Consider the following 12,220-nt stretch of genomic DNA (forward strand, 5'->3'; position numbering starts at 1 on the left):
ATGCTGGAACGTAAACCGGATATGGGAGCGAGCCTGCTCCCACAGGGTTTAGCGTTTGACGCCCAGATCGACCTGGGTCATGCGGCTACGAATGGTGAACACACCATCGCCGGAGAGAATCGCACTGCGAGCAAACAGGCGCCCGCTCTCCCAGTTCGAAAGCCCCAGTTCCGGCTTGTTCAGCGCGTACTGGCCGTCGACCCAACGGGTGATGCCATTGCCGACAAAAGGCGCGTTGACCGCGTTGTAGAAACGCTCCTGGACCTCGGCACTGTCACTGATCAAAGACACCGTGAATTGCGGGCTATAACGATTGAACAAGGTAATGGCATCGTCCAGGTCGTCGACAATCTTCAGACTGACTTCCGGGGTTTCTTCCCACTCCCACTCACGACCCAATTGATCTTCCGGCAACGGCTCGGCCTGCGCTTCGCTCTGATAGCCTTCGGCGCGGTACACCTGGACCGTTGCAGCCAGCCAGTCTTGCGGCAGGCACGACTCGCTGCCTTCGACGATGTGCAGCTTGCAGCCCTGCCCCCGTGCGGCGCCGGCCTGTTTGAGCGCGCCCAAGAACAGCGGCACCAGTTCAGCGGCGCGGTCGCGGTGAATCAGGCAGACGTTCAGGGTGTTGCAGACTTTGCGGTCCAGGGAGTTGCGCACCACGGCGGCAAAGCGCGGGGCGTCGGCATCGGTGTTGGCGATCAGCCACGCACCACCGGTGCCGTGCAGGCTGACCGCCGTGCCGGCCTGCTGGGCGATGCTGCCCAACTGGCTGACGGCACGACCCGAACCACGGGCCACCGCCAATGACAGGCGCCGGTCGGCGAACATCGCCCAACCGGCGGCGTGGTTGACACTTTCCACCAGCGATACGGCACCGACCGGCAAGCCGGCGTCGCTCAGTGCAGGGTTCAGTGCATGGGTGACGATCGCCTGGGCCGTGCCCAACGCATCACTGCCGATGCGCAGCACGGCGGTGTTGCCGGTGCGCAACACACCGGCCGCGTCAGCAAACACATTCGGACGGCCTTCGAAGACAAACGCGACGATGCCCAACGGCGAGACCACTTGCTCGACCTTCCAGCCATCGTGCTCGACGCAACTGATCACCTTGCCACGGCTGGCCGCCGCATCACGCCAGGCGCGCAGGCCGGCGATCATGTCGCGACGCATGCGCTCATCGGCCAGCAACCGGGTGGTCGAGCGACCGCGCGCCTTGGCCCGTTCGATGTCGGCCAGGTTGGCGGCTTCGATCAAGGCCCAGCTTTCCGGGGTTTCGAGGCGTTTGGCAAACAGGTCGAAGAAAGCGCTGATCGCCTGGTCAGACACCGCCGATAGCGCGGTGAATGCCGCCTGGGCGCGCTCGATCGCGACGTTGGCCGCTTGCTGGTCCGCCACGGGGATCAGCAGCAACTCGCCACTGACCTGCTCCACCAGCAGGTGATCACCGGGCTGGAAACGTTGCGCCAGTTCGGGACTGACGACAGTGACACGATTGCCGGCGAAAGGGATTGGCGTGCCAGCGACTAGACGTTCGAGCGCGAGGGACATGAAGCAGTATCACCATGCAGGGGGCGGCCGGAAAATGTATAGCAATTTCCCTGTGGGAGCGAGCCTGCTCGCGAAGAGGCCTTTCCATCCAACGTCCATCGCGCCTGACACTCCGCCATCGTCGGATCGCTGCCCCGGGCAGGCTCTTTCCCACAGGAGTGGCGGTTACGTATCTCAATGTATACAGCCCCGCCCCAGACACACCCCACACTCAAAACCCCGTCATAACGACACACCGCAGATACACCCCGTTGATGAAATGCGCCTGTCGATTGGCCACGCCGATCAAAGCGCTCAACTCACGGGGCATGTCGTTGCCCCACCTCCCCCGACCTGAAAGAGAGCAACGTCCATGAGCACCTCCATTTCTTCGGCCGTCAAAGGCCTGCACCTGAACCTCGACCGTGCCGGCGACTGGGTTGCCCCCCTGGCGTTGCGGGTGTTCCTCGCCTGGGAATTCCTCGAGTCCGGCCTGGAAAAATACAACGGCGAGAACTGGTTCGCCGATATCCAGGCGCGCTTCCCTTTTCCGTTCGACCACCTTCCAGCGACGCTGAACTGGGAACTGTCGATGTGGGCGGAGCTGATCTTCGCCTTGACCTTGCTGGTGGGCCTGGGCACACGTTTTTCGGCGTTGAGCCTGATGGTGGTGACCCTCGTCGCAACCGCCGCCGTGCATTGGCCCGCCGACTGGCACAGCCTCAGTGAACTCGCCCAAGGCTATGCCATCAGCAACAAGGGTTACGGCAACTTCAAGCTGCCCCTGATCTACCTTGTGGCCCTCACGCCGCTGCTGCTGTCGGGCGCCGGCAAGTTCAGCATCGATGCGCTGCTGGCGCGTTTCATCTGGCGTCGCTGAAACGCAAAAAAACACCAGAATGGAGCCCCTCGCGCCTTGGCCGATCGCGACGGATAATCAACTGGTTTTCATCTCACCGAGGAATTGAAGGATGCCGCTGACTCTTTATTTCCATCCGCTCTCATCGTTCTGCCACAAAGCGCTCATCGCGCTCTATGAACTGGAAATCGAGTTTGAAAAAAGGATCATCGACCTGGGAGACGAGGCTGACAGGGCCGAGCTACAAGCACTTTGGCCACTCTGCAAATTCCCGGTGATCCGCGATCACGACCGCCAACGGGACGTACCCGAGTCGAGTGTGATCATTGAGTACCTGGACCGGCTTCACCCCAGCCAGGCACATCTGATTCCGGATGATTGGGAAACCGCGCTGGAAGTCCGCCTGTGGGATCGCTTTTTCGACCTGCACGTCCAGGTGCCGATGCAGAAGATGGTCGCTGACCGAATCAATGCCGCAAACGGCGACCTGACCCGCGAACGCGCCGCGCTGTTGACGGCGTACGGCATGCTTGAACGTCAGTTGGCCGCAAACACCTGGGCAGCCAGCGCCGCATTCAGCATGGCCGATTGCGCCGCCGCCCCGGCGCTGTTCTATGCCAGTACCCTCGTGCCGTTTCCCGCCGAACATCGCCACTTGAGTGTTTATTTCGACAGGTTGACCCAAAGGCCCTCGGTCAAGCGGGTGATCGACGAGGCAAGGCCGTACTTTTCCTGGTATCCGTTTGCCGAGGCCATCCCGGAGCGCTTTCGGTAGTGGCGCCAGTGCTAGCGGGGAACGGGAGGCAAAAAACAATGAATCGACGAATAATTACCGTCGGTAGAGTGTTTTCTGATTAGGCAGGAATAAAAAATGGCAGGGGCGGCTGGATTCGAACCAACGCATGGCAGGATCAAAACCTGCTGCCTTACCGCTTGGCGACGCCCCTGTATCTGTTGCGATGAGTGCCTGGCACTCGCTTTCTTGAGTGGCAACAAGACCTGTTGCCTGCCTGCACGACTGGTTCCCTGAGGACCGCTGCAAGAGTGGGCGCAAATTTACCAACTTTTCCTTCATCTGGGAAGCCCAAACAAAAAAAATTGTTTATTAAAACAGACGCTTAGTGTCGAGCCGAATCTCGGGGTGCTATCGGCGCACATTCACCCCGAACAGCTCTGCTACGCTTTTGCTTACTCGAATTGAATCGGGAATCGTTTATGCAACACCCTTCCCTTGCCATTTGAGGGCGCCAAAAGTGAAAGGCAAATTACTGGGGGCCGCTGCAACCCTTCTGGTACTCGGGGCCGCGATTTATGGGTTGAACACCTGGGAGCACATCCAGGACCAGCGACAGGAAGCGGTCTGCAAGGCCGCCCGGGAGCATCTCAATAGCCTGGAAACCCAGGCGCGAGCCCTGGCCTCCGGGTTGTCGGTCGAAGCCTATGCCGAAGCCGAAAAAGCCGAGGCCGGCCAGTTGGTCATGGCACTCGATACCGCCAGGAATGAAGCCGAGGTCGATGCCGTCATCGACAAGCACGCCGCTGCCATCGAGGCGCAGATATCGGCCGAGGACGCTGAGGTCCAGTCCCGAGGCGAACAACCTTTCCTCGGTCAGGAACTGAAAAAGCAACGCATCCCCACCGACGTCAAACAGGAATTCAAACGCGCTGAAAAGGCCGTCGCCGACACCTGCGGATAGTGTCGACCGCCAGCGCCACGCTTGTCGCCAGCGTCCAGACTTCAGCAAAAGCAGGTTTCAAGCAGGAACAGCTGAGTGCGCCGTTGCGACGCACTCGCCTGCCACTCAGTGCGGCGCGCGCGGGATGGTCTTGAGCAGGTCTTCGGGGCTGATGTGACCGACCACGCTACCCGGTTGCGGCAAGTTGAGGATGTGGCCCTTCATCTTGCCGATGATGTGCATCTCGCAAGGCTTGCAGTCGAACTTCAGCGTCAACACTTCATCGCCGTGGATCAGCTGCATCGGCGCAACCTTGGTGCGCACGCCAGTCACGCCCTTGGCCTGTTTCGGGCACAGGTTGAAGGAGAAACGCAGGCAATGCTTGGTGATCATCACCGGCACCTCGCCGGTTTCCTCGTGGGCCTCGTAGGCCGCGTCGATCAGCTTGACGCCATGGCGGTGATAGAAGTCCCGGGCTTTCTGGTTGTAGACGTTGGCCAGGAACGACAGGTGCGAATCCGGGTACACCGGCGGCGGCGTGGTCTCGGCCTTGCGGCTGCCACGCGGGTGGGCGGCGATCCGCGCCTCGGTCAAGGCTTCAATCACTTCACGGCGCAAGGCCTTGAGCTGCGAGTTCGGGATGAAGTACGCCTGCGGCGCGTCCAGCTTGATATCGATGGCGTGGTATTGCGTGGTACCCAGTTGGCCGAGCAGATCCTGCAATTGCTCCAGCGCCTGTTCCGGCTTGTTGGCGGCGCCGAACGGGCCCGCCAGGGTGACGCTGGCGCTGATGCCCTCTTCGCTGGTAGCGGTCAGTTCCAACTGGTCTTCACGCAGGCGAGCGACCCAGTTCAGGGCGATGCGACGCTCGGCTGAGGTCTTTTGCAGCGCCTGTTGCCAGTTGTGATCGAGATTGCGATTCAGCGGGTGATTGGGGCGCAGTTTGTACATCCCCTCCGGCATCTCGTTGGGCTCGACGCGATAGCGATAGCGCTTCTCGCCGTCCTCCTCGAACTCGCCCTTGGGTTCGGCGATGTTGGCGCGGAAACCCACCACTTCGCGCTTGACCAGCACGTTGAGACCGTCGCCGTTGGACAGCGGCTCGTGCGTCACGACCTGCATGTCACGCTTGGCGACTTTCTCGACCACACCCACCGGCAGACCGGTGAAGGTCGGCGAGTCAAAGGCGCCGATATCGATCTTGCGGTCAGTGACGAAGTAATCGGTGCTGCCACGGTGAAAGGTTTTTTCCGGGTCGGGCAGGAAGAAGTGCGCGGTGCGGCCGCTGGAGGCGCGGGCCAGGTCCGGGCGGTCTTCGAGCACGGCGTCGAGGCGCTGGCGGTAGTAGGCGGTGATGTTTTTCACATAGCCCATGTCCTTGTAGCGGCCCTCGATCTTGAACGAACGTACACCGGCCTCGACCAGGGCGCGGATGTTGGCGCTCTGGTTGTTGTCCTTCATCGACAGCAGGTGCTTTTCGTAAGCGATCACCCCGCCCTTTTCGTCCTTGAGGGTGTACGGCAGACGGCAGGCCTGGGAGCAGTCGCCACGGTTGGCGCTGCGCCCGGTTTGCGCGTGGGAAATGTTGCACTGACCGGAAAACGCCACGCACAACGCGCCATGGATAAAGAACTCGATGGCCGCGTCGGTTTCGTCGGCGATGGCGCGGATCTCCTGGAGATTCAGCTCGCGGGCCAGCACCAATTGTGAGAACCCGGCCTGATCGAGGAACTTCGCCCGCTCCAGGGTACGGATGTCGGTCTGGGTACTGGCATGCAGTTCGATCGGCGGAATGTCCAGTTCCATCACCCCCAGGTCCTGGACGATCAGCGCATCGACGCCAGCGTCGTACAACTGGTGGATCAGCTTGCGCGCCGGCTCCAGTTCGTTGTCGTGCAGGATGGTATTGATGGTGGTGAACACCCGGGCGTGGTAGCGACGGGCGAACTCCACCAATTGGGCGATATCGCTCACTTCGTTGCAGGCGTTGTGGCGGGCGCCGAAGCTCGGGCCACCGATGTAGATGGCATCGGCGCCATGCAGGATGGCCTCGCGGGCAATGGCGACATCGCGGGCAGGGCTGAGCAATTCCAGGTGATGTTTGGGCAAAGACATAATTTTTTTAGTCAGGCTTGTCACGGTCGAGGCGTGCATTGTAGCGGCGAAACGCCTGACCGGCACCCGAATGCTGCCGGGTGGCGATTTGGGTAGGCCTGGCGCGCCTCAACCCCTGTGGGACCGGGCTTGCTCGCGAAAGGGCTGGGTCAGTCAACACTTGTGCCACCTGACACGCCGTCTTCGCGAGCAAGCCCGCTCCCACAGGGTTTTGTGTATGTCTGGCTGAGATCAGGCCTTGGCCGCCATCGCGGTCACTTCCACGCGCATGCCTTCCACCGCCAACGAGGCAACCCCGACAGCGGCGCGCACCGGCCATGGCTTGGCGAAGTAGCGCTTGTAGACTTCGTTGAAAGCGGCGCGGTCGGCCATGTCGGTGAGGTAGATGGTCAGGTGCATCACGCGGTCCATGGAACTGCCGGCACGCTCCAGCGCGACCTTCAGCGCTTGCAGGGTGCATTCGCTTTGCAGGGTGATGTCGCCCAGTTCCAGGCTGCCGTCGGCGCGGGTGGGGATCTGGGTGGAGACCAGCACACCGGCGAAACCGACGACGTCGGAGGAAATCGAATCCGCATCGGGGTCGGGGGTAAAGGTCAGGTCGTGGTTTGCCATGGGGACTCTCTTGCTTGAAGTGATGAGGCTGGTGCCTTTGCGCGGCCAGTTTACAGGGCCATTGGCGGTCCGTCGCTAATCCAGGCCGGACGGCTGCTCGTGACCCAGCCTCATGGCCTGCCGGCGACTGCACCGTTCCGGCTGGATCGTTTCTGAGCCCCGGTCGAGCCACACCCGGGTCATTGCAAGGGCGAGAACGTCGCGGGCAGGTAGATCGTCGAGCGCATGTCGCGCAGTTGCGGGCCGGAGTTTTCCGGCGGCCAGACGCCATCGGCGACCGCCTGGGTGCGTACTTGCAGGCGCTGTTCCAGGGTGCTCCACGGCCAGATGTGCAGATAGCGCGGCAGCGCGCCGTCGGTGGCGTAGAACGCCGCGTACACCGGCGAATATTGTTCGGCGGTCCGCGCTTCGATGGCGTTGCTCCAGCCCTCGAGGGTGGGCTGCAACCCGCTGCTGACCAGGTCATAGACGCGCAGTTCGTAGAATGGACCGTGCTGGCCCGCGCTCAAGGGTTCGAGGAAGGGAAACAGTGTGTAGTTTTCGATGCGCAGATCGGTGATCAACTCGTTGATACCAAACGCCCCGCCTCCCAGCAGGAAACGCTCGCGCTCCGCTTGCCTCAGGTGTTCGTCGGCGTAGCCGCGCAGTACGGCGATCTGGTTCAACTGACCGATTTCCGAGGCCCAGCAGCCCATCAACACCCCGCCGACTTCCGGCTTCGCCAACTCTGCCTCGATGCGTACCAGCGCATCAGTCACTGTGCGCACCCGCACGGTAAAAGTGATCAGTTCAAATAAACGCATAGCGACTCCGCCCACCGGTTTGCCAAAAGCACACAGCCTAGGGCAGCCCCCGCCAGCGGGATATTGAGACGAACCCCATCGGCAACGGCATTTGCCGCAGTGTTCTAGGTAGTTTCTTTATTGGGATTGAAAAAGCGAAGCATCAGCTACCGGCCATTATCGGCCCAGCCGATTCAAACCTGCGAATTATCGATTTGTGCAGTGGTCCGTGGACCGCGAGCATGGCGTCACTTCCAACAACAAAAACCAAGGACCCGCCATGACCGCCCGATTTCACAATCCAGTGGATACCCGCTTCGGCTGGGGCAGCCTGCAAGAGCTTGCCGCCATCACCGAACACCAGAACGTTGCCGTCGTGACCTTTCCCGAAGCCCGTGGCCTGGGGCTGGTGGATCGCCTTCAAGCGCTGCTGGGCGACCGCCTGGTCTACGTGATCGAAGATGTCCAGCCCAATCCCGATGTCGCGCAACTTCGCGCGACCTATGAACGTTTCTGGCAAGAGGCCGGCGAATGCCACGCCGTGATTGCCGTCGGTGGCGGCAGTGCGATCGACACTGCCAAGGCACTGATTGTCGGCACCGAGTCAGGTCGCTTCGATGAGCTGTTGGCCTTGCTGGCAAGCGGCAAACCCTTCGTTCCGGTTCGCAGTAAACAGCTGATCGCTGCCCCGACCACGGCGGGCACCGGCAGTGAGGTCACGCCCTGGGCGACGATCTGGGACGCGGCCAACCACAAGAAGTATTCCCTGCACCTGGACTGCACCTGGCCAAAGGTCGCGATCATCGATCCGCAACTAATGCTCACGGTACCGGCCAGCGTCACCGTTTCCACCGGGCTGGATGCACTGTCCCACGCGCTGGAGTCGATCTGGAACATCAATGCCAACCCGCTTTCCGACACCTTCGCCATCTCTGCCATCGAGGACATCCTCGAATGCCTGCCCTTGCTGCGGAGTGACCTGTCCAATCAGGAGCTGCGCTCACGGATGGCCCTCGCCGCACTCAAGGCCGGCATGGCGTTCTCCAACACCAAGACTGCACTGGCCCACTCCATTTCCTATGAGATGACCTTGCGCTTCGGCCTGCCCCACGGCATCGCCTGCTCCTTCACCCTGCCACTGGTTCTGGGCCTTGCCTGGGGCCACGACGCAACGCGCGACAAGACCCTGCAACGGGTTTTCGGGCCAGACCTGGATAAAGCCCAGGCCCGTTTGCGCGCCTTCCTGCACAGCCTCGAGGTGAAAACCGAGTTCGCCGACTACGGCGTGACGGCCGAAGAGGCCCAAACCATGATCGACTTCGCCCTGCAAGGCGCACGCGGCAAGAACTTCATCGGCTCACGAGCGGCCTAGGGCTCGCCAGCCCCCCAAAGACACTACCCTGCCAGCGGCGAAACGAGCCGCGACGATTTCCTGCTGCACCTGAAAAAGAGTGCACCCTGCGATGCAACTCGCAGGGACCGAACAAGAATAAGGAAAAGATCATGAATCGTGCCCAAGCCATGCCAGGTCTCGCTGTACATACCGCATCGTTTCGCGTCGCCCAGTGGCGCATGCTGCTGGCTGCCATGTTTTGCTATCTGTTTTTCTATACCGGGCGACAAACGTTCGGTTTCGCCATTCCCGGTATCCAGGCCGAGTTCGGCTTTACCAAAGAGCACCTTGGCTGGGCATCGGCCGCCATGCTCTGGGCCTACGCCATTGGCCAGGCCATCAACGGCAACCTCGCCGACAAGTTCGGTGGTCGACGCATCATGACCATGGGCGCCGTGCTGTCCTGTGGCGCCAACTGGGTGACCAGTTTCGCCAGCGGATTCGCCGGGCTGATCCTGCCCTGGGGCATCAATGGCTACTTCCAGGCATTGGGCTGGGCACCGGGCAGCCGGCTGATCTCCAACTGGTGGAGCGCGGGCGAACGCGGCAAGGTCTACGGCTTTTATGTGTTCGCGGCCGGCTGCGCGTCGGTGCTTTCCTACGTGACCTCGATCATCGTGCTGGAGGTGATGCATCTGGAGTGGCGCTGGATCTTCCGCCTGCCCGTATTGCTCATGCTGGCGGGCGGCATCATCTTCTACCTGGTGGCCCGCGAGCGTCCGCAAGACCTGGGTTTCGAACCGCCTGCCGACACGGGCGTGGCCAACGCCGAGGACAAAAGCCATGAAGTGGCCCATGACGAAGTCGAAACCTCCGCGCAACGCTACAAAGCTGTTCTGAAAAACTTCCGCCTGATCATCGCCGCCGTGTCCCTGGGTTTCCAGAACGCCGCCCGCTACGGTTTGATCGTCTGGGTGCCGGTGCACTTCCTGGGTGCCAACTGGAAGACCGGCGACAGCATGATCGATCCGAAGTGGATCACCGTGGCCCTTCCCGTCGGCATGGCCATCGGCGCACTGAGCAACGGCTGGATCTCGGACAAGCTGTTCGGCTCCAAACGCTACCTGGCGATCATGCTTTACATGTTCCTCGGTGCGGCGACCAGTTTGTGGATGTGGACCCTTGCCCCCCACAGCGCGACCGGTCTGGTGGCGTTGTTTCTCTGCGGCTTCTTCGTGTACGGCCCCGCCTCCAGCTTCTGGGCGCTATGCCCGGACCTGGTCGGCGCCAAACGCGCCGGCACAGCGACCGGGGTGATGAACTTCTCGTCCTACCTGTTCGCCGGCCTGGCGGAACCGCTGATCGGCAGTATGCTCGACAGTACCGGCAACACCTCGCTGATCTTCATCGTGGTCACCGCGGCCTGTCTGTGCAGCGCGTCGGTGGCGCTGTTCATCAGGCGCTGATGGCCCGGCTGGACAGATTGAATCAACGGCAGCGGCTCAGGAACAGGATCGTCTATGTACCAGTACCACAAGTGGCTACGTTCATTTCATGCCGTGGCCAAGACCGGCAGTTTCACCCTCGCCGCCGAGTATTTGAGCGTCGGCCAGCCCACGGTCAGTGAGCAGGTCAATGCCCTGGAAAAGAAGTTTTCCGTGGAGCTGTTCCATCGCCGCGGCCGCTTTATCGAAATGAGTGCCGCCGGGCACCAGCTCTACGCGATCACCCAGGGCCTGTTCGGCCAGGAGGATGAAGCCGTGCAATTGCTGCAAAGTTTCAAGCAACGCAAGACCGGCATGCTGCGCCTCGGCGCGGTGTCGCCACCGATTGCCATGAACCTGACCTACGAACTGATGCAACGGCATCCGGACATCGAGCTGGAAACCTCGTTCTCCCCGGAAAAGGAGACCCTGGATCGCCTGTTCAACTTCGATATCGACGTGGCGATCCTGGCGTTGTCCGAATTCGACCAGCGTTTTGACACGCAGCTTTACCGGCGCTACCCGATCATTGCCGTGGTGCGTGACGACCATCCCTGGGCCCGGCAGAAAGAAGTGCATGTCGAGCAGATCAGCGAAGAGAAATGGGTGCTGCGGGAAAAAAGCTCACGCACTCGTCAACTGGTGGAGGAAAGCTGCAAGCACCTGGGCGTCGCACTGAACTGCGTCATGCAGTTGAACAGCCGCGAGGCCATCGTGCATGCCATCGCCAAGGGCATCGGCATCGGTTTCGTCTCGGCGGTCGAGTACGCCGAAACCCCGGGCACCAAACCGATCACCTTCGTCAATCACCCGTTTTCCATCGACTACCACCTGTGCTGCCTGGGTATTCGCCGAAACCGGCCAATGATCGCGGAGCTGTTCGACTCGAGCCCGATACCGGCCACCTGATTTCGTCTCACCCTTGAGCAATCCATAGGCCTACTTCCTGGCGACAGGAGGGACGGCCTGCCCACAACAAAAAATGGAGAAATACCATGAACTACCAACAACCGACCCAACTGCAAGCCGTGGTCCTGGATTGGGCCGGCACCGTCGTCGATTTCGGCTCCTTCGCCCCCACGCAGATTTTCGTCGAGGCCTTTGCCGAGTTCGGCGTCGCCGTTTCGCTGGAAGAAGCGCGGGGTCCGATGGGCATGGGCAAGTGGGATCACATCCGCACCTTGTGCAATCAACCGCAGATCGCCGAACGCTACCGTGCGGTGTTTGATCGCCTGCCGACCGATGACGATGTCACCGCACTGTACGAACGGTTCATGCCGCTGCAGATCGAGAAAATTGCCCTGCACTCGGCCCTGATTCCCGGCGCGCTTAACACCATCGATGCCTTGCGCGACAAGGGCCTGAAAATCGGTTCCTGCTCCGGTTACCCGGCCGTGGTCATGGAAAAAGTGGTCGAACTGGCGCGGCACAATGGCTACGTGGCCGACCATGTGGTGGCCACCGACGAAGTGCCGAACGGCCGCCCCTACCCGGCCCAGGCCCTGGCCAACGTGATTGCCCTGGGTATCAGCGACGTCGCCGCCTGCGTCAAGGTCGACGACACCTGGCCCGGCATACTCGAAGGCCGGGCCGCCGGGATGTGGACGGTGGCGCTGACCTGCTCCGGCAATGCCCTGGGCTTGACCTACGAGCAATACAAGGCCCTGCCTTCCGACAGGCTGGACAGCGAACGGGCGCGTATCGTCAAGATGTTCGAAGGCTCCCGCCCGCACTACCTGATCGACACCATCGTCGATTTGCCGGCGGTCATCGAAGACATCAATGCGCGACTGGCGCGAGGTGAAACACCGCAAGGGTCCTGATCCGAT

The 12,220-nt window shown here is 61.5% G+C and carries 11 protein-coding genes and 1 tRNA gene; 7 read left to right on the forward strand and 5 right to left on the reverse strand.

The window, feature by feature from the left end:
• Positions 1-48: 48 nt before the first annotated feature.
• Entirely contained in the window at positions 49-1,551 is a 1,503-nt protein-coding gene (locus ACM6G4_RS11685) for an aldehyde dehydrogenase family protein (protein WP_414913724.1), read from the reverse strand.
• A 352-nt stretch (positions 1,552-1,903) separates the two neighbouring features.
• Here ACM6G4_RS11685 and ACM6G4_RS11690 point away from each other — a divergent pair, with 352 nt between their 5' ends.
• A complete protein-coding gene (locus ACM6G4_RS11690) occupies positions 1,904-2,410 on the forward strand; it encodes a DoxX family protein (RefSeq protein WP_409078756.1) in 507 nt (168 codons plus the stop codon).
• 91 nt (positions 2,411-2,501) lie between these two features.
• Positions 2,502-3,164 carry a glutathione S-transferase family protein gene (locus ACM6G4_RS11695; RefSeq protein WP_414913725.1) on the forward strand — a complete coding sequence of 221 codons (663 nt, stop codon included), beginning with the start codon at positions 2,502-2,504 and terminating at the stop codon, positions 3,162-3,164.
• Between the two features lie 97 nt (positions 3,165-3,261).
• On the opposite strand, the gene ACM6G4_RS11700 is transcribed toward ACM6G4_RS11695, so the two are convergent.
• A tRNA-Gln gene (locus ACM6G4_RS11700) sits at positions 3,262-3,336 on the reverse strand.
• A gap of 321 nt (positions 3,337-3,657) precedes the next feature.
• Here ACM6G4_RS11700 and ACM6G4_RS11705 point away from each other — a divergent pair.
• A complete protein-coding gene (locus tag ACM6G4_RS11705; protein WP_056728096.1) occupies positions 3,658-4,086 on the forward strand; it encodes a hypothetical protein in 429 nt (142 codons plus the stop codon).
• Between the two features lie 105 nt (positions 4,087-4,191).
• On the opposite strand, the gene ACM6G4_RS11710 is transcribed toward ACM6G4_RS11705, so the two are convergent.
• From ACM6G4_RS11710 to ACM6G4_RS11720, 3 genes are all read right to left on the reverse strand, one after another.
• Positions 4,192-6,180 (reverse strand): peptidase U32 family protein, encoded by a 1,989-nt coding sequence (locus ACM6G4_RS11710; protein ID WP_056728097.1) that lies wholly within the window; start codon positions 6,178-6,180, stop codon positions 4,192-4,194.
• A gap of 231 nt (positions 6,181-6,411) precedes the next feature.
• A complete protein-coding gene (locus tag ACM6G4_RS11715) occupies positions 6,412-6,792 on the reverse strand; it encodes a RidA family protein (RefSeq protein WP_414913726.1) in 381 nt (126 codons plus the stop codon).
• Between the two features lie 179 nt (positions 6,793-6,971).
• Entirely contained in the window at positions 6,972-7,595 is a 624-nt protein-coding gene (locus tag ACM6G4_RS11720) for an NIPSNAP family protein (RefSeq protein WP_056727868.1), read from the reverse strand.
• A 259-nt stretch (positions 7,596-7,854) separates the two neighbouring features.
• On the opposite strand from ACM6G4_RS11720, the gene psrA reads away from it, so the two are divergent.
• The 4 genes from psrA to phnX all read left to right on the forward strand — a co-directional run bounded on the left by psrA (position 7,855) and on the right by phnX (position 12,214).
• Complete coding sequence (gene psrA, locus ACM6G4_RS11725) at positions 7,855-8,946, forward strand: iron-containing alcohol dehydrogenase PsrA (protein WP_414913727.1); 1,092 nt, start codon at positions 7,855-7,857, stop codon at positions 8,944-8,946.
• Positions 8,947-9,077: 131 nt separating this feature from the next.
• Positions 9,078-10,373 (forward strand): MFS transporter, encoded by a 1,296-nt coding sequence (locus ACM6G4_RS11730; RefSeq protein ID WP_414913728.1) that lies wholly within the window; start codon positions 9,078-9,080, stop codon positions 10,371-10,373.
• A gap of 54 nt (positions 10,374-10,427) precedes the next feature.
• The gene (locus ACM6G4_RS11735) at positions 10,428-11,300 is read left to right on the forward strand and encodes a LysR substrate-binding domain-containing protein (RefSeq protein ID WP_056727874.1); all 873 of its coding nucleotides are present in this window, start codon (positions 10,428-10,430) and stop codon (positions 11,298-11,300) included.
• An 86-nt stretch (positions 11,301-11,386) separates the two neighbouring features.
• Positions 11,387-12,214 (forward strand): phosphonoacetaldehyde hydrolase, encoded by an 828-nt coding sequence (gene phnX / locus ACM6G4_RS11740; RefSeq protein ID WP_007980567.1) that lies wholly within the window; start codon positions 11,387-11,389, stop codon positions 12,212-12,214.
• Positions 12,215-12,220 lie beyond the last annotated feature (6 nt).

The sequence above is a fragment of the Pseudomonas sp. IT-P258 genome (assembly GCF_949767825.1).
GTDB classification, from domain to species: Bacteria; Pseudomonadota; Gammaproteobacteria; order Pseudomonadales; family Pseudomonadaceae; genus Aquipseudomonas; species Aquipseudomonas monachiensis.